Source organism: Mesorhizobium sp. M1B.F.Ca.ET.045.04.1.1 (assembly GCF_003952465.1).
Classification (GTDB): Bacteria; Pseudomonadota; Alphaproteobacteria; order Rhizobiales; family Rhizobiaceae; genus Mesorhizobium; species Mesorhizobium shonense.
Window position 1 is genome coordinate 2,154,969 of the sequence record NZ_CP034448.1, and the last position, 17,525, is coordinate 2,172,493.

Sequence of the window (17,525 nt, forward strand, 5' to 3'; positions counted from 1 at the left end):
ACCCCAACGCATCCGATCAAGCTGGCTGACGAGCCTGCCTTTTCGTCCGCAGAGACCCGCCGGCCGCCGGCCGGCTATTTCGGCAGATAAGTCTCGTAAGGCGTGTCGTTGATCAGCAGGATCACGCATTCGGTGTCCGACAGGCAGGCATCGTCATGCATCTCGTTGGCCTTCTGGGTCCAGTAGGAGCCCGGAGGCAATTCGACCTTGGTTGCTTCGCCGCCGTCCATCTGCCAATGCGCCCAAAGCCCCTTGATAACCACGGCGCGGTAATCGGCGGTGTGCGCGTGGACAGGCGCATGCCAGTTGCCGGGAACTTTCAGCAAGGTGCCGGCCGGGCCTTTGGCGCGCTCGCCCCATAGCGGGCCGAGGCGTTGCGGCTGGTCCGGCGCTTCGACGGCATAAGGGATCTTGTCGGCGGGCAGATAGTTGTCTTCGAGAGCGAATGCCTGCCCCGAAAAGATCGTGAGTGCGGCAAGCGTCAGCGGAGCAAGATGTTTGGCCATGACGGTTTCCTCCGCCGAAGAGCTTATGCCGCCTCAGCAGGCGCGGAATGACGCGTCGTCCAAAAGACTTGGCAATTCCTCCAGCCGGCGGCAGGTCAGCTCCAGCATGACCGCGGGTGTCAGGGTTGTTCGTCGCCGCCGGCGCTGCGCAGATGGCTCGGCGCGACGCCCATCACGCGCTTGAAGGCGCGGCTGAAGGAAGCTTCCGAGTCATAGCCGAGCTTCGCCGCCACCACCGACACCCTCATGCCGTCGCGGGCGAGCCACTGCCGTGCCTGGTGCATGCGCACACGCAGCACATATTTAGCCGGCGTCTCGCCGACCACCGTTGCGAAGCGTTGCGCGAAGGCGGAGCGCGACGCCCCCATCAATCGCGCCAGGGACTCGACCGACCAGTCGCGGTCGGGCTGCAGGTGGATGGAAGCGAGCACCTTGCCGACATCGGGATTGCGGACCGCGGCGATCCACCCGGTGGCATCGCCGCAGCCATTCTCCACCCAGGAGCGGATGATGGTGGCGGCGAGCACGTCGGCCAACCGAGCCAGGATGCCGCCGGAGCCGACCCGGTCCATCGTCACCTCGCCGGCCATCGCGTCGAGCAGGTGCTGGATGCCCGGCGCGTTCGCCATCAGCTTATGCGCCTGCATCAGGTCGGGCATCATGTCGAGCAGCGGATGCGAGCCGTCGAGATTGAAATGCATGCTGCCGCAAAACAGCAGCGTCTTGCAGCCATCGCAGCCGTTGGAGACATCGTAGATGTTCTCGCAGACCGGCTCGATGGTGTAGCGGCCGATCGGCACGGGCGGCACGCCCGGCGCGCTGGCCAGCACGTGCTCGTCGCCGCGCGGGATCAGCAGCGCGTCGCCCACCGAGAGCTCGATCCATTCCTTCGCCGGCGAGAACAGCCAGCAGCCCTGCTGGCCGATGAAATGGAACCGCGCCGCATTCTGCGCTGGGAAGGAAACGGCCCAGGGCTCGCCCAGCACGCAGCGGCCATAATCGACGCCGTCGAGCCGCAATCCGCGCAGCATGTCGGTCAGCGGATCGCCGGATGCCGGTACGGTGGTTTTGGACGAATTGTAATTCATTTCGGTGTTTTTAACATGGAAACTCCAGGTCGTCACTCCCTATGTTGCACTGCAGTCAAATGTTGCGCTGCAACTTTCCCGGAGACGCTTCCATGACCGAACCTGCCACAGGCGTTATCGACGCCGCTATCCTCGACCGAACCGATGACGAAGAACGAACCGAGCCTGTGTGGGGCGCGGTGGTCTCGCTGGCGCTCGGGGTGTTCGGCCTGGTGACCGCCGAATTCCTGCCCGCCAGCCTGCTGACGCGGCTGGCGCAGGATCTCGGCGTCAGCGAAGGCGCCGCCGGCCAGGCGGTCACCGCGACCGCCGTTGTCGGCGCGATCGCGGCACCGACCATGGCCATAGTCACCAAGCGGCTCGACCGCAGGCTGGTGATGTGGATGCTCACGGTGCTTCTGATCGTCTCCAACCTGCTTGCCGCCTTTGCATCCTCGCTCACCGTCCTGCTTCTGGCCCGCGTGGTTCTGGGTATCGCGCTTGGCGGCTTCTGGTCGATGTCGGCCGCCATGGCGATGCGGCTGGTGCCGATGCGGCTGATGCCGCGGGCCATGTCGATCATCCTGACCGGCGTGTCGGTCGCCACCGTCACCGCGGCGCCGGTAGGCGCCTATGTCGGCGACATCTGGGGCTGGCGCACGGCCTTCATGATCGCGGCGGTCGTCGGCGCGCTGACCTTGCTGGTGCAGCTTGCCACCATTCCCAGCCTGCCGCCGACGGCCGTGGCAGGCTTCCGCACCCTGATCGAGGTTCTGAAGCGGCGGACGATCCGCGTCGCGCTTCTTGTCGTGCTGCTGGTCGCGTCCGGACAGTTTGCCGGCTTCACCTATGTGCGGCCGTTCCTGGAGACGGTGCCGGTGATGCCGATCGAGACGATCTCGCTGGTGCTGCTCGCCTATGGCATCGGCGGCTTTTTCGGCAATTTCGCCGGCGCCTTCCTGGCCGAGCGTAACCTCAAGCTCGCAGTCGGCCTGGCGCCACTGCTGATCGCAGTGTCGGCGCTGGCGCTGCTCACGCTCGGCGCTTCGCCGGTAACGGCAGCCGTCGCGGTCACCACCTGGGGTTTTGCCTTCGGCGCGGTGCCGGTCGGGCTGCAGACCTGGCTGGTGCACGCCGCGCCCGACCAGGCCGAGAGCGCCGGCGGCCTGATGGTCGCGACCTTCCAGGTGGCGATCGCGCTGGGCGCGGTGTTCGGCGGCCTGCTGGTCGACCACGCCGGCGTGGCCAGCGCCTTTGCCTACGGCGCCGTGGCGACGCTGCTCGCGGCGCTGGTGACTTTCGCCATCGGCCCGAAACAGGGATAGGCCGCGATCCTTCGCGCCCCCTCTGTCCTGCCGGACATCTCCCCCACAATGGGGGAGATTGGCAGCTTTGCCGAAGGCGCTCTTCCTGCAACGTTGGCGATTGGCGAAAGCCGTGGTGGTGTCCGATCTCCCCCCAAGTGGGGGAGATGTCCGGCAGGACAGAGGGGGCGCTGTCCCGCCGGCATTCGGATTTCCTACACCTTGTATCCGAGGAACTAGGCAGAGCGGCCGTCGAACTCGAACACCTGCACCGCCGCGAGGTCGACGTCCTCGAGGCAATTGATATTGATGTAGGCGCTGCGCTCGCTGCCCAGGCTGGCATCCTCGGCGAAGGGATGAATGCCGCAGGTCCGGCAGAAGCGATGCGCGATCGAGCCCTTGCCGAAAGTGTATTTGCCGAGGTCGTCGCCCCAGGCGACCAGACGCAGGCTGCCGTGCGGCACGGCCCAGAGCAGCGCGCCCTTGCGCGCGCAGATCGAACAGTTGCAGCGCACCGCACCGCCGAGCTCGCCTTCGACCTCGAACGCCACCTTGCCGCAGTGGCAACTGCCTTTGTACAGCATCAGTCTCTTCCTGTCGCTGGCAGGTGCAAAGGCACGCCTGCCGGGTTATCCCTTCCGCAGGCCCAATCGGCCCGTGCCTTTGTTCCTACGCAATTCCGGACGGAAAACCGCTGTGCACTTTTCCTGGAATTGCTCTAAAGACGTTCGATTCTTGCGGAGTCCGACATCGACATGCAACCCGTCCGCGACCGTCTCGAAACCATCCTGTCACGTCTTGCCAATCGCGCCGCGGACGAGAGGGTTTACACAAGGCTCTATGCCGAGGCCGCGCGGGCAGCCGCCGATGCATCCGATGCCCGCCGCAAAGCCGGGATGAGCCTCGGGCCGCTAGACGGCGCGATCGTCTCGATCAAGGATCTGTTCGATATCGCCGGCGAGCCGACCAGGGCGGGTTCGCTGATGCTCGCCGGTGCCCAGCCTGCCGCGCGGGACGCGGCAGTCGTGCGCCGATTGCGCCAGGCGGGAGCCGTGATCCTCGGCAAGACCAACATGACCGAATTCGCCTTCACCGCGATCGGCGACAATCTGCATTACGGCACGCCGGGCAATGCCGCCGATGCCAGCCTGATCCCGGGTGGCTCGTCGTCCGGAGCGGCGGTCGCGGTGGGCGAGGGCAGCAGCGACATCTCTATCGGCTCGGACACAGGCGGCTCGGTGCGCATTCCAGCCTCGCTCAACGGTGTCGTCGGCTTCAAGCCGACGGCGCGGCGCGTGCCGCTGGCCGGCGCCTTGCCTTTGTCGGCAACGCTGGATTCGATCGGTCCGCTTGCCCGCAGCGTAGCCGATTGCATGGCTGCCGACGCGATCATGGCGGGAGAGGAGCCGGTTTCTCTCCAGCCGATCCCGCTTGCCGGCCTGCGCGTCGGCATTCCACGTGGCGTGCTCTTCGGCGAGACGCAATCCGAGGTGACTGAGGCCTTCGACAGATGTGTTAGCGGGATGGATCAGGTGGGCGCGCGCCTCGCTGACTTGCCGATCGATGATCTGATCGCCGAGATGCGCTTGGCGACAAAGCGGGCCTCGATCGCAGCAATAGAAGGCGCAGAAGTGCATGCCGACTGGCTGGCCGCTGGCTCCTCGGTGCCGGTCGATCTGCACGTGAGCGGGCCGTTGTCTCGCGCGCTCGCCGTTCCCGCTTCCGTCTATATCCGAACAATCCGCCGCCGCGGGGAATTGGCCGCAGCCATGGAGGAACGGCTGCAAGCAGTCGACGTGCTTGCCCTGCCGACCGTGCCGATGGTCGCGCCGTCCATTGCCGCCATGGCCGGCGATCAAGCGCTTCGCGAACGAACGGAAGGCCTCCTCTTGCGCAACACTCAGGTCGCCAACCAGTTCGATCTCTGCGCGATCTCGCTGCCGATGCCTGGGACAAGCCTGCCGGCCGGGCTGATGCTGGTGGCAAGGCATGGGGATGATCGTCGTTTGCTTGCGATTGCTGCCGCGATAGAGGCTTTGCTTGGCCGTTGATAGGGACGCCGCGAACCGAGGCAAATTGGCATCAGGGAAATTTGCGTTGCGTTCCTTGGCGCCCCCCTCTGGCCTGCCGGCCATCTCCCCCACTTTGGGGGAGATTGGCAGTTTCAGGGCCGCGCTCAACCTGCGACGTTGGTGATTGGCGAAAGCCGGGGGTGACGTCCAATCTCCCCCCTTGTGGGGGAGATGTCCGGCAGGACAGAGGGGGGCGCTGTCCGGCCGGCATCTCAGGTCTGCTCTGTCTCGATGCTCGCCGCGAAACTAACCGCCGGCCGGAAACCGCCGCCGATAGTGTTCGATCACTTCCGGATTGCGCAAGTTGACCGGCAGCTTGTTGGCGAGCACCAGCAGGGCCTCGTTCGCCGCGCCGACGCCCATGCGCATCATCGATTCCTCGGTGATGCCAGCCAAATGCGGGGTGGCGATGACGTTGTCGAAGCCGAAATAGGGATGGTTCGGCGGCAGCGGCTGAGTCGAAAAGACGTCGAGCGCGGCGCCGCCGATGCGGCTCTTTCGCAGGGCTTCGATCAGCGCCTCGTCATCGACCACCGGTCCGCGTGAGACATTGATCAAAAGCGCATGCGGTTTCATGCGGCCGATACGCTCGCGGTTGATCAGGCCGCGCGTCTCCTCGGTCAGCGGACAGCAGAGCACGATGATGTCGCTCTGCTCGACAAGCGCGTCGATCGACAGGAAGCCGACGCGTTCCGGTGCCGGACGCAAGCTGCGCGTGGTCGCCACGACATTGAGGTCGAAACCGTGCGCGGCGATATGGCCGACGGCCTGACCGACGGCGCCCAGGCCGACGATGCCGATGGTCTTGCCGGCAAGCTCGCTGGTCGAATTGGCGTGCTCGCGCCCGGCGAGCCAGCCCTTGGCGCGCAAGTCGCGGTCCATCACGCGGAAGCGCCGCGAGAGCGCGAGTGCGGTGAACATCACATGCTCGGCGACCGAGCGGGCATTGACGGCCGGCACATTCGCCACCAGCACGCCGGCGGCGGTCGCCGCTTCGACCGGAATCATGTCCAGCCCGGCGCCGTGGCGGATCGCGGCGCGCAGATCCTTGGCGCCGTCGAAGAGATCCGGCGGCAGCGGCGCACGGACGATGACGATGTCGGCGTCCCTGGCTTCAGCGGTCAGCGTCCTGGCGTCGAGGGCGGAAGCGATCGCCAGCCGGCCAGCCCCCGCCAGCATGGCCGTGGCGCGCGGGTGCAGCGGATGCGTCGAGAGAATCTTGCGCATCGGGCTCAGGCCTTTTCGAGCGCCGCGCTTTTCGGCTCGGCCCCACGGCCTTCGATCAGGCCCTTCCAGTAGCTCTCGGCGCCCTGCAGATGGGCGCTCATCAGCGCTTGCGCCAGATTGCCGTCACGGCGCAGCAGCGCCTCGTAGATCTGGATGTGCTCGGCATGCGAACGCATATTGCGCTCGGGATCGTTGAAATAGATCGGCAGGCGCTGCTCGCCCATCAGATAATAGACGCTGCAGATGTTGTGGAAGACGCCGTTCTTGGTCGCACGCACGATCTCGAGATGGAACTCGCGGTCTTCCTTGGCGAGGCCTTCACCGGCGGCGATGCGCTCCTCGGAAGCTTTCAGTATCTCGCGCAGACGCTCGAAATTCTCCTCGGTGGCGCGCGAGCAGGCAAGCTCGGCCGCCTTGATCTCGTGGATTTTGCGCAGCTCGACCGTCTCGTAGATCTGTACCGGATCGAGCGGCAGGCCCGCGCGGGCGAAAAGCGCCAACGCTTCTACGCTGGCCTGCTTGGTGTCGATATAGATGCCGGATTTGGCGCGGCGCTCGACGATGCGCATGGCTTCCAAAATTGCCAACGCTTCTCGGATTTGCCCGCGGCTGACACCGAAATGTTCCGCCAGCTCGCGCTCCGACGGCGTGCGGCCCGACTCCTTGTCCGAGTTGGAGAACAGATAGGCGGCGAGTTCCGCGAGAAGGTTCTTTTCTTTCATCGTCAAATGCGTTGCGCGTGCGCCTCCACGAATCGCTCCGAAACGGTGAATCCCAATCCAGGCTTTTCAGGGATCGCTATCATACCGTCCTTTGCTTCGACAGTCTCTTCGACGAGATCGTGGATCATCGGGTTGGCGCCGAGCGAATATTCGACGGTGAAGCTCGCGGGCGAAGCGGCGCAGACATGCAGCCCGGCGAAGAAGCAGGGCGCGCCGGCCCAAAGATGCGGCGCGAAACGCAGGTTGAAGGCGCTGGCGATGGTGCCGATCTTCATTGCCTCGCTGATGCCGCCGCAGAAAGCGGGATCCGGCTGGAAGATATCGGCCGATTTCAGCACCGCCAGATCGCGGAAGGCATAGCGCGTCGCCTCGCTCTCGCCGGTGGCGACCGGAACCGAACCTGAGGCGCGCACCTCGGCCATGCCCGGCTTGTCGTCGGCGATCACCGGCTCCTCGAACCAGGCGAGGTCGAGATCGGCGGTGAGCTGGATGAAGCGCTTCGCCTCGGCAACGGTGTAGGTGCCATGCGCGTCGACCATCAGGTCGACGTCGGGGCCGATCGCTTCCCTGGCGGCGCGCACACGGGCCGCGGAAATATGCGGCGCGCCGTCCATGGCGCCGACGCGCATCTTCAGCGCCTTGAAGCCGCCCCTGGCGATGTAGGATTTGAGCTGCTCGCCGATTGCGTCCGCCGATGCCCAGCCGCCCGAGGCATAGGCCTGCATGCGCTCGACCTTGCGGCCGCCGAGCAGCCGCCAGACCGGCTGTCCCAAGGACTTGCCGAGGATGTCCCAGAGCGCGATGTCGACGGCGCTGATCGCCGCCACGCTCATGCCGCGCCGCGCCAGCTGCGGCATGGCATGGCCGGTGTGGGCTGCCGTGTGGTGGCGCACGCCGTTATAAAGCATCTCCCAGATGATGCCGATGTCGGCCGGGTCGCGGCCGATAAGCTGCGGCGCAATCTCGTGATTCAGCATGTGGACCAGCGCGCCATAGCTGCCGGCGCTGCCGGCGGCGTTCTTGCCTTCGCCCCAGCCGACCAGGCCGTCATCGGTCTCGATGCGCAAAATGGCGGCGTCGAACGTCGTCACCTGACCGAAGTCGCTGCGGTGCTGCTTCGCGACTTCGATCGGTATGCGAACCCACCAGGCCTGGACGCTTTTGATGTGCATCTTCATCCCCGGCCCCGCCGCCCGGCGAGGGCGGAAGGGCTAAGCTTCGATCGGCTACTTGATCAGCGGCAGCAGCGTTTCAGCGGTGATGCGCATCTGATCGGTGTAGAACTTCTCGGTGAGCAGGCTGGAGCCGTGGTCCTGGATAAATTTGAGCTGCTCGGGCGAGATATCGACCGGGTTGCGCTCCACCATCTCCGGATAGGGCGCGGCCGGCGTGCGGTCGACGGGCGCGACGAACTCGTTGGTCAGCGCGCCGTCATAGCCGATCTCCTTCAGCGTGCCGACGATCTTCGGCCAATCGATCTGGCCGAGGCCGGCGGCGAAGCGGTTGTTGTCGGCGACATGGAAGTCGTAGAGGCGCTTTCCGACCTGGCGGATGGCGTCGTAGACGTTAAATTCCTCCATGTGGATGTGGTAGGCGTCGAGGCAGACGCCGCATTCCGGGCTCACCGCATCGGCAAGGGCGAGCGCCTGGGCGCCCCGATTGAAGAGATAGGTCTCGAAGCGGTTGAGCGGCTCGACGGCGACCTTGACGCCGACCTTCTTGGCATGGGCGAAGCATTCGCGCGTGGCATCCACAACCCAGCCCCATTCTTCGGCTTCGGTGCCGTCCGGCACCACCTTGCCGACGGTCGCGGGAACCAGCGTGATGATCTCGCCATCGAGCTCGCTCACCATGGTCAGCACGTCCTTGACATACTGCACCGAGCGTTCGCGCTGGCCCTGGTTCTTGGCGGCGAGATTGCGCTCGCCCAACATCAGCGTCACCGAGCCCCAGCAGCGGATGCCGTGCTCCTTCAGCAGCGCGCGCGTTTCCTTGGTCTTGTACTGCTCGGGCTCGCCGGAAATCTCGATCGACTCATAGCCGAGCTTCTTGATGCGCTTGAGCGTCGTCTCCAGAGGCTCCGCCCGCATCCAGTTGTGCGTCGAAAGATGCATGGTCTATCCTTCCCAGAATTCGCCTGTCATGTTTGCCCGCGACGACTTCAAAAGAGCTCGCCACACGATTCCTCCCCAAGGCGCTCCAGCGATTTTTCTTTGAAACTGGTTCGACCAATTGGGCCTGACAAGACCTCTACAGCAAATTCGTATGAACGGCAAGGAGACCGGATATGGCACCCGGGTCGTTAAGCAATGCGTTGATTTCAATGGATTAAATCTTCGCTTTGCGGTTGTGGCCGCCGCCTTCTCGCCGTTTGCAACGGCTTGACCGAATGGCTGGATTTGGTAATACCAGAATGACGCCATGTTCTGGCGCCAACACCGAACGACCAAACAGGCTGGCCCTCACTCCAATCGGCGCTATGCTTGGTCGCGACAAACGAGAGAGGGAGGATGCCGATGCCGACGACGATGAAGGGTCCCGGCCTGTTTCTGGCGCAGTTCGCGGGCGACGCGGCGCCGTTCAATTCGCTGGCCTCGATCACCAAATGGGCGGCCGGTCTCGGCTACAAGGGCGTGCAGGTCCCGACCTGGGACGGGCGCCTGTTCGACCTCAAGAAAGCGGCGTCGTCGAAGGCCTATTGCGACGAGGTGAAGGGCATCTGCGCCGACGCCGGCGTCGAGATCACCGAGCTGTCGACGCATCTGCAGGGGCAGTTGGTGGCGGTCCATCCGGCCTACGACGCGCAGTTCGACGGCTTCGCGCCGGCCGAGGTGCACAACAATCCGAAAGCCCGGCAGAAATGGGCGGTCGAGCAGATGGAGTTCGGCGCCAAGGCGTCGAAGAATCTCGGGCTCAAGGCCTCGGTGTCCTTCAGCGGCGCGCTCGCCTTTCCGTACCTCTATCCCTGGCCGCAGCGGCCGCCGGGGCTGATCGAGGAGGCCTTCGCCGAGCTCGGCAAGCGCTGGAAGCCGATCCTCGACGTCTATGACGAGAACGGCGTCGATGTCGGCTACGAGATCCATCCGGGCGAGGATGTGTTCGATGGCGCGACCTTCGAGATGTTCCTCGACGCGGTCGGCGGCCACAAACGCTGCAACATCAATTACGACCCGTCGCACTTCCTGTTGCAGCAGCTCGACTATCTCGAGTTCATCGACATCTACCACGAGCGGATCAAAGCCTTCCACGTCAAGGATGCCGAGTTCAACCCGACGGGGCGGCAGGGCGTCTATTCCGGCTATCAGGGCTGGGTGAACCGGGCCGGACGCTTCCGCTCGCTCGGCGACGGGCAGGTGGATTTCAGCGGCATCTTCTCCAAGCTCACCCAGTACAATTACGACTCCTGGGCGGTGCTGGAATGGGAATGCTGCCTCAAGCATCCCGAGGACGGCGCCGCCGAAGGCGCGCCCTTCATCCAGCACCACATCATCCGGGTCACCGAGAGGGCATTCGACGATTTCGCCGGCGGCACCAGCGACAAGAAGCTGCTGCGCGCGATGATGGGGATTTAGCACAGTTTACCCTCCCCCTTGAGGGGAGGGTCGATCCGCAATGCGGATCGGGGTGGGGTCGCCGGGCGTAGAGCTCGGCATGAACCGACCCCTTCCGGCCCTACGGGCCACCCTCCCCTCGAGGGGGAGGGGTATCTCAGACAAGGGAGACAGAAATGGTCGGCGCATCGAAGTCGGAAACGGGAGGCGGCCCGATCCGCTACGGCATGGTCGGCGGCGGGCAGGGCGCCTTCATCGGGGCGGTGCATCGCATCGCGGCGCGCATGGACAATGATTTTGTGCTGGTGGCCGGCGCGCTGTCGTCGAATCCGGAACGGGCAAGGGCCTCGGCCGAAGAACTCGGGCTCGACCCGGCGCGCAGCTACGGCTCCTACGCCGAGATGGCAAAAGCGGAAGCCAAGCGTCCGGACGGCATCGAGGCGGTGGCGATCGTCACGCCCAACAATGTGCATGTGCCGGCGGCAAAAGCCTTCCTGGAGGCGGGCATCCATGTCATTTGCGACAAGCCGCTGGCGACTTCGCTGGCCGAGGCGAAGAAGCTTGCGGCCCTGGTCGAAAAGACCGGCAAGGTGTTCGTGCTCACCCACAACTACACCGCCTATCCGATGATCCGGCAGGCGCGCGAGATGGTGGCCAAGGGCCAGCTCGGCGATATCCGCATCGTGCAGTCGGAATATCCGCAGGACTGGTTGACCGAAGACCTCGCCGCCACCGGCCAGAAGCAGGCCTCATGGCGCTCCGACCCCAAGCAGGCCGGCGCCGGCGGCGCGCTCGGCGACATCGGCACCCATGCCTACAACCTCGCCCGCTTCGTCTCGGGGCTGGAGCTCGATTCGCTTTCGGCCGACCTCGATGCTTTCGTGCCGGGACGCCAGCTCGACGACAATGTCAACGTCATGCTGCGCTTCAAGCCGGTCGGCAAGGCGCATCCAGCCAAGGGCATAATCTGGGCGAGCCAGGTCGCGCCTGGGCACGAGAACGGGCTTAAGCTGCGCATCTACGGCTCGAAGGGCGGGCTGGAGTGGGTGCAGGCGGACCCGAACTACCTCTGGTACACGCCGTTCGGCCAGCCGAAGCAATTGCTGACCCGCGCCGGCGCCGGCGCGATGCCTGTCGCGGCGCGCGTGTCGCGCGTGCCGTCCGGTCACCCCGAAGGCTATCTCGAAGGTTTTGCCAACATCTACCAGGAGGCCGCACGAGCGATCCGCGCGGCGCGCAGGAAGGGCGGCAAGCTGGCCAAGGATGTCGTCTTCCCGACGATCGCGGACGGCGTCGAAGGCATGGCCTTCATCGAGGCCTGCGTGAAGTCGTCGAAGAAGAACGGGGCGTGGACGAAGCTGTAGTCGCGGCAGCTGTCGGCTAAAGGGGAGTCCCCCTCACCCGGATTGCCAGCCGAATTGCGAAGGGCAATTCGGGGCATTCCGACCTCTCCCCGAGGGGAGAGGAGGTCGCCGAGGGTGGCGCGCGTCTCTTCTCCCCACCGGGGAGAAGGTGGCCGCGAAGCGGCCGGATGAGGGGGCAGCGCCGACGGGAGGGAAAATGTCGGCCGTCAAAGGGGGGAGGTGTCGTTGAAAATCGGCATGTGCATGTTCTTGTGGACGACCAGCGTCTCGAAGAAGCACGAGGCGCTGCTGAAGGACATCAAGGCGACAGGCTTTGACGGCGTCGAGATACCGGTCTTCGCTGGCGCGCCTGACGACTACAAGAAGCTCGGCTCGATGCTCGACCGCATCGGCCTGGAGCGCACGGCGGTCTCGGCCATGGGCGATCCGGCGATGAACCTGATCTCGCCTGACGGCGCGACACGCAAGGCCGGCATCGACTACATGAAATGGGCGATCGACTGCAGCGCGGCACTCGGCGCGAACAGGCTGAGCGGGCCGCTGCACTCGACGCTCGGCGCCTTCTCGGGCAGCGGGCCGACGGCTGCCGAGAAGAAACGCTCGGTCGCCTCGCAACGCGCCATCGGCGACCATGCCGGCAAGAAGGGCGTGACCATCGGGCTCGAAGCGCTCAATCGCTTCGAGTGCTATCTGGTGAACACCATGGACGATCTGTGCGAGCATATCGACGCGATCGACCGGCCGCACGTCAAGGCGATGTACGACACGTTTCATGCCAATATCGAGGAGGCCGACCCGATCGGCGCCTATACGCGCAATCGCCGAAACGTCGTCCACATCCATATTTCGGAGAACGACCGCGGTGTGCCGGGGCGCGGCAACATCCCCTGGAAGGATACTTTTTCAGCCATCCGCAAGAGCGGCTATGGCGACTGGCTGACCATCGAGTCCTTCGGCCGCTCGCTGAAGGATCTGGCGGCGGCGACCAAGGTGTGGCGGGATTTTGCGGAGAGCCCGGAGGCGGTTTATCGCGAGGGGTATCGGCATATCAGGGACGGGTGGAAGAAGGCCGCTTAGGGCGCACCGATATTCAGGTGAGGCCGGCCTGCAAATGCCGGCTTCCTGCGCTTCCGGTGCTCACGTACTTCAAGTACGCTCCGCTCCGGTTCTCGGAAGCCACCATTTTCGACTCGGCCTGACCTGAATCTCGGCGCACCCATCCGGCGCTGAGTTCATCACTCATGCGCCGCCTGTAGCCTATTGTAATCATGCAGCGTGCGGCTCAGCCTTCGGCGCAAAAAATTCGAGATGTTGTCGAAGACGAAGACGACGAACAGCGTCAGCAGCACCATGTAGAAGACGTTGGCCCAGTTCGAGTTGGTGCGCATGGCCTCCCACAGCTTCAGGCCGATGCCGCCGGCGCCGACGGCGCCGATGATGGTCGCGCCGCGGGTGTTCGATTCCCACTGGTAGAGCGTCTGGCTGATGAAGATCGGCACCACTTCCGGCAGCACGCCGTAGCGCTGCACGAGCAGGCCGTTGGCGCCGGTCGAGAGCACGCCTTCGCGCGGCTTGTCGTCGATGTTCTCCAACGCCTCGGAATAGGTTTTGCCGAGCGTGCCGATCTCGGTGAAGAAGATCGCGGCACTTCCAGCCAGCGGGCCGGGGCCGAAGGCGCGGGTGAAGAACAGCGCCCAGATCAGCATGTCGACCGAGCGCATGAAATCGAAGAAGCGTTTCAAGACCTGGCTGAGCAGGCCGCTCGGCGTGATGTTGCGGGCGGCGAAGAAGGCAAGCGGGAAGGCGACGATGCCGCCGAGCAGCGTGCCAAGGAAGGCCATGACGATGGTCTGCAGCAGCTTCGTCCAGACATCGCCGTGCTGCCACTGCGCGTTGTTCCAGATGTTGTCGGCGGCAAGCGTGAGGTTCGAGGTGCCGGGCTGGAGCTCAGGCCCCGAGACGATCAGCGAAATCACCTCGCCGGCCGATTTGCCGAAGAAGGGCGAGCGCGTGTCGAAGACGAAGTTCGCCCAGCCGAGGAAGCGCTTGCGCACCTTGACGCGGTCGACGGTGACGCGCACCTCGCCGGCAAAGCCCATCCTGGCGACGACCTCGTCGTCATGCACGGTCACCCAGGAGGGCACCGGGCCCGCGACGACCGGTTTGCCGCCGGTAAGCGATATCGGAATGGTCTCGCCGTTGGCGACAATCGTCGCCCGGGTCTTGTCGAAGGTGACGGATTTGGCTTCCCCGTCGATCTGCACGGTGAAGGTGCCGTCAGGATTCCTGATCACCCAGTCCGGATTGGGGTTCTCGCCAAGCGCCGAGAAGCGCGGATATTTCGGCGTGATCTGAGGCTGGTCGAGCCGGAATTCCGGCTGCAGGTCGTAGCTGATCCACTGCGACAGGAAGAGCGGCAGGCGCTCCCAATGCGATTCCTTCAACACCTGCGGCAGGCTGAAGAACCACAGGGCGTAGGCGAGATAGAGGACCGTGCCCGCGATCAGGAGCAGCGGCCAGAAGCGCTTGTAGGTCGGCCGCTGGAACACCTGCGGGTGGCGATCCTCGATGGCTTTGATCTCGTCGACTGTCAGGGCCATTTTAGGCGCTCATCAAAAAGGCTTGCTCGCCGACGAGCTTGCGGCGCAGCCAGGCGGAGAACTGGTCGACGAGGAAGATGGTGACGAAGAGCAGCAGCACCAGCGCCAGCGTCTTGGCGCCGAAGCCGCGCGAGATCGAAAGCTTCAGCTCCTCGCCGATGCCGCCGCCGCCGACGGCGCCCATGATGGTCGAGATGCGCACGTTGATCTCGATCCGGAGCAGCGTGTAGGACATGAAATTGGGCAGCACTTGCGGCAGGTCGGCGAAGCGCACGCGCTCGATCCAGTTGGCGCCGACTGCGCGCAGACCCTCTTCAGGCCGCATGTCGATATTCTCGTTGATCTCGTAGAACAGCTTGCCCAGCGCGCCGATCGAATGCAGGCCGATGGCGATGATCGCTGCGACCGGGCCGATCGAGACGATGGCGGCGAACAGGCCGGCGATGACGATCTCCGGGAAGGCGCGCAGCAGTTCCATGAAGCGCTTGACGACGAGCCGCAGGATCGGGTTCGGCGTCAGGTTGCGCGCGGCGATGAAGGAGAAGGGAACAGCGAAAACGAAGCCGATGAAGGTCGAGACCAGCGCAACATTGACGGTGGTCAGCATCAGCTCGAAATATTCGGGGACGTAGAAGCCGCCCCAGACATAGACGCGGCCGAGCGGGAAGTTGAATTCCTGCGTGCCCTTGTCGTGCGGCGAGGCGATGTCGAACAGCGCCCGCCAGACATCGTACCAGTCCTTCGGGACAAGCCAGCTCAGGAAATCGAGTATATGCGGCAGCCGCTCGAAGAAATGGCCGGCATTGGCCTCGTCGGCAAACCACATGGTCGCGCACATGGCAACCAGAAGAAGGCCGACGCCGAGCGCGGTGTAGAAGCGGCGGAGCGACGTCTGGCGCCGCCAGGCGTCCGCCTGCTGCCTTGTCGCTTCGGAATGGATTGTCGCTGAGGCTGTCATGATCGGAACATGAAAAAAGGGCGGCGCCGCCGCATCGGCCCGAAAATCGAAATCCGATTTTCGGAAAGTCCGATGCGGCAATCCAAAGTGCTAAAGCGTACTTTGTGCGTCCAAGTGGACGCACGTCGCTTTAGTGGACGCCGCCCTTTTTCCTGATGCCGTCAGCCGCCGATAGCGGCTTTGCGGGCTTCGACGATGACGCTGTAGAAGTCCGGCTTCACGGGAACATAGCCGGTGAAATCGCCGCCTTCGACGCCTTCGAAGCAGGGCTTGTCCTTGGCCGGCAGTTGGGTGAAGAAGTCGGCGAGCTTGGCGGTCATGTCGGCGCCCAGCGCGGTGCGGACGACCAGCGGGCCGTTCGGGATCAGGCCCGAGCGCCAGACTTCGACGAAGTCGTTCGGGTCGACGGCGCCCTTGGCGACTTCCTTGTGGAAGGTGCCGGAGGTGTAGCCGTTCTTGAAGTCGCCGATGCCGGACGAATCGTCCACCGCCACGTCGACCTTGCCGTCGCGGACGGCGAGAACGTTGTTCTCATGGCCGCCGTTGAACTGTGTCGAGGCGAAGTAGGTCTCGTTGGAGGCGCCGGTGTCCTTCGGAATCTGGGTCAGCGGGATCAGATAGCCCGAGGTCGAATCCGGGTCGGCATAGCCGAGCTTCTTGCCCTTGGCCGACTTGATGTCGGTGATGCCGGAAGTCTTCAGCGCCAGGCCGATCGAATAGTAGCCGGTCGAGCCGTCGGTCTGCTTGGTGGTGAGGATCGGGGTGACGGCCTTCGGGTCCTTGAGATAGACGCTGGCGTAGCCGGACGCGCCGAGCTCGGCGAAGTCGAGCGTGCCGCCAAGCAGGCCCTGGATGACGCCGTCATAGTCGGCGGCCGGGAACAGCGACACCTTCTCGAAGCCGAATTCGGCCTTTAGATGGTCGGCAAGGCACTGGTAGTTGCGCAGACGATCGGTTTCGTTCTCGCCGCCGAGGATGCCGACGCGGAACTCCTTGATGTCGGCGGCGTGAGCGGCGCTTGCCGCCATGGCGAGCAACGATACGGCGCCAAAAACCATTTTCCTGAACATTTTGACCTCTCTCCTGTTTTGCCGGCTTCGCGCCGGCAGCGTTCGAATTTTGAATTCAGCCTTTGACGCGGGCGTGCGATCCGGGTTGCTCTTGCTAACGAGTTGCCGGGACCATTTCGGCCGGCGGTGGACTCAGTAGCCAGGGAAGGCTGGTTCGAGCGGGCCGGCGGATGCGGTGATCTTCGGCTTGACGGTGACGCTGGTCGACGTGATGGCCTCGGAGATCTCGACGCCATTGGCGTCGGCGCCATAGACCGTGCGGACGGCGTCCCGGTCGAGATCCTCCGGCGCGCCGTCGAACACGACCTTGCCGGCGGCCATGCCGATGATGCGGTTGCAGTAGGCGCGGGCGGTATCCAGCGTGTGCAGGTTGGTGACGACGGTGATGCCTTCGCGCAAATTGATGTCGCGCAGCGAATCCATCACCACCTTGGCGTTGAGCGGGTCGAGAGAGGCAATCGGTTCGTCTGCCAGAAGCACCTTCGGCTGCTGCATCATAGCGCGCGCGATCGCCACGCGCTGCTGCTGGCCGCCGGAAAGCGTGCCGGCCGGCTGCAGCGCGGTGCGGGCGATGTCGAGGCGCTCGAGCGCGGCCACCGCCTCGGCGCATTCGGTGCGCGAGAACATGCCGAGCAGGTTGGAGAACGTCGAACGGTGGTTGAGCCGGCCGAGCAGCACGTTGGTCAGCACGTCAAGGCGCGGCACCAGGTTGAACTGCTGGAAGATCATGGCGCAGTCGCGCTGCCAGCGGCGCAGCGGCGAGCCTTGCAGGCTGGAAACCTCGGCGCCGTCAAAGAAAATCGATCCCTGGCTGGGATCGATGAGACGGTTGATCATGCGCAGAAGCGTCGATTTGCCGGCGCCGGAGCGGCCGATGATGCCGACCATCTGGCCCTGCGGGATCGAGATGTTGATGTCGCTGACGGCAGTGTTCTTGCCAAATCGTCGGGTTACGCCGCGGATTTCCAGCGTGGCCGATGATGCTGACATGGCAAGACTCCGGTACGTCGCGGTTTCGAAGGTCCGTTAACCTTCGCTAGCGCAGCCCCATGAAGCTGGGGTGTCGGATTGATGTCAGTTTTGT

General features: G+C 64.6%; 16 protein-coding genes. 5 read left to right on the top strand and 11 right to left on the bottom strand.

Features of this window, described 5'->3' with window-relative positions:
• Nucleotides 1–74: 74 nt before the first annotated feature.
• Nucleotides 75–506 (bottom strand): DUF4437 domain-containing protein, encoded by a 432-nt coding sequence (locus EJ071_RS10535; RefSeq protein ID WP_126097802.1) that lies wholly within the window; start codon nt 504–506, stop codon nt 75–77.
• A gap of 119 nt (nt 507–625) precedes the next feature.
• Entirely contained in the window at nt 626–1,594 is a 969-nt protein-coding gene (locus EJ071_RS10540; protein ID WP_126097803.1) for an AraC family transcriptional regulator, read from the bottom strand.
• A gap of 92 nt (nt 1,595–1,686) precedes the next feature.
• Between EJ071_RS10540 and EJ071_RS10545 the strand changes: the two genes are divergently transcribed.
• Nucleotides 1,687–2,898: an MFS transporter gene (locus EJ071_RS10545; RefSeq protein WP_126097804.1), complete on the top strand. Its 1,212-nt coding sequence runs from the start codon at nt 1,687–1,689 to the stop codon at nt 2,896–2,898.
• A gap of 215 nt (nt 2,899–3,113) precedes the next feature.
• On the opposite strand, the gene EJ071_RS10555 is transcribed toward EJ071_RS10545, so the two are convergent.
• Complete coding sequence (locus EJ071_RS10555) at nt 3,114–3,461, bottom strand: GFA family protein (RefSeq protein ID WP_126097805.1); 348 nt, start codon at nt 3,459–3,461, stop codon at nt 3,114–3,116.
• Nucleotides 3,462–3,632: 171 nt separating this feature from the next.
• Between EJ071_RS10555 and EJ071_RS10560 the strand changes: the two genes are divergently transcribed.
• Complete coding sequence (locus tag EJ071_RS10560) at nt 3,633–4,928, top strand: amidase (protein WP_126097806.1); 1,296 nt, start codon at nt 3,633–3,635, stop codon at nt 4,926–4,928.
• A 267-nt stretch (nt 4,929–5,195) separates the two neighbouring features.
• Here EJ071_RS10560 and EJ071_RS10570 read toward each other — a convergent pair whose 3' ends face one another.
• From EJ071_RS10570 to EJ071_RS10585, 4 genes are read right to left on the bottom strand one after another with little or no spacing between them, the layout of a single operon-like run.
• Nucleotides 5,196–6,176 (bottom strand): hydroxyacid dehydrogenase, encoded by a 981-nt coding sequence (locus tag EJ071_RS10570; protein WP_126097807.1) that lies wholly within the window; start codon nt 6,174–6,176, stop codon nt 5,196–5,198.
• Between the two features lie 5 nt (nt 6,177–6,181).
• Nucleotides 6,182–6,898 (bottom strand): FadR/GntR family transcriptional regulator, encoded by a 717-nt coding sequence (locus tag EJ071_RS10575; RefSeq protein WP_126097808.1) that lies wholly within the window; start codon nt 6,896–6,898, stop codon nt 6,182–6,184.
• Between the two features lie 2 nt (nt 6,899–6,900).
• Nucleotides 6,901–8,070: a mandelate racemase/muconate lactonizing enzyme family protein gene (locus EJ071_RS10580; RefSeq protein WP_126097809.1), complete on the bottom strand. Its 1,170-nt coding sequence runs from the start codon at nt 8,068–8,070 to the stop codon at nt 6,901–6,903.
• Between the two features lie 54 nt (nt 8,071–8,124).
• Nucleotides 8,125–9,012 carry a sugar phosphate isomerase/epimerase gene (locus EJ071_RS10585; RefSeq protein ID WP_126097810.1) on the bottom strand — a complete coding sequence of 296 codons (888 nt, stop codon included), beginning with the start codon at nt 9,010–9,012 and terminating at the stop codon, nt 8,125–8,127.
• A gap of 402 nt (nt 9,013–9,414) precedes the next feature.
• Here EJ071_RS10585 and EJ071_RS10590 point away from each other — a divergent pair, with 402 nt between their 5' ends.
• From EJ071_RS10590 to EJ071_RS10600, 3 genes are all read left to right on the top strand, one after another.
• A complete protein-coding gene (locus tag EJ071_RS10590; protein WP_126097811.1) occupies nt 9,415–10,470 on the top strand; it encodes a sugar phosphate isomerase/epimerase in 1,056 nt (351 codons plus the stop codon).
• A 155-nt stretch (nt 10,471–10,625) separates the two neighbouring features.
• Nucleotides 10,626–11,813, top strand: a complete 1,188-nt coding sequence (locus tag EJ071_RS10595; protein ID WP_126097812.1) for a Gfo/Idh/MocA family oxidoreductase — start codon at nt 10,626–10,628, stop codon at nt 11,811–11,813.
• A gap of 225 nt (nt 11,814–12,038) precedes the next feature.
• Nucleotides 12,039–12,890 carry a sugar phosphate isomerase/epimerase gene (locus EJ071_RS10600; protein WP_126097813.1) on the top strand — a complete coding sequence of 284 codons (852 nt, stop codon included), beginning with the start codon at nt 12,039–12,041 and terminating at the stop codon, nt 12,888–12,890.
• 158 nt (nt 12,891–13,048) lie between these two features.
• Here the strand turns inward: EJ071_RS10600 and phnE (EJ071_RS10605) are convergent, their stop codons facing one another.
• The 4 genes from phnE (EJ071_RS10605) to phnC form a co-directional block, all read right to left on the bottom strand.
• Nucleotides 13,049–14,413: a phosphonate ABC transporter, permease protein PhnE gene (gene phnE, locus EJ071_RS10605; RefSeq protein WP_126097814.1), complete on the bottom strand. Its 1,365-nt coding sequence runs from the start codon at nt 14,411–14,413 to the stop codon at nt 13,049–13,051.
• Nucleotide 14,414: 1 nt separating this feature from the next.
• On the bottom strand, nt 14,415–15,371 hold the full coding sequence (gene phnE / locus EJ071_RS10610; protein ID WP_126097815.1) for a phosphonate ABC transporter, permease protein PhnE: 957 nt from the start codon (nt 15,369–15,371) through the stop codon (nt 14,415–14,417).
• Nucleotides 15,372–15,532: 161 nt separating this feature from the next.
• The gene (phnD, locus tag EJ071_RS10615; RefSeq protein ID WP_126097816.1) at nt 15,533–16,441 is read right to left on the bottom strand and encodes a phosphonate ABC transporter substrate-binding protein; all 909 of its coding nucleotides are present in this window, start codon (nt 16,439–16,441) and stop codon (nt 15,533–15,535) included.
• Nucleotides 16,442–16,573: 132 nt separating this feature from the next.
• Nucleotides 16,574–17,431 carry a phosphonate ABC transporter ATP-binding protein gene (gene phnC / locus EJ071_RS10620; RefSeq protein ID WP_126097817.1) on the bottom strand — a complete coding sequence of 286 codons (858 nt, stop codon included), beginning with the start codon at nt 17,429–17,431 and terminating at the stop codon, nt 16,574–16,576.
• Between the last annotated feature and the right edge of the window lie 94 nt (nt 17,432–17,525).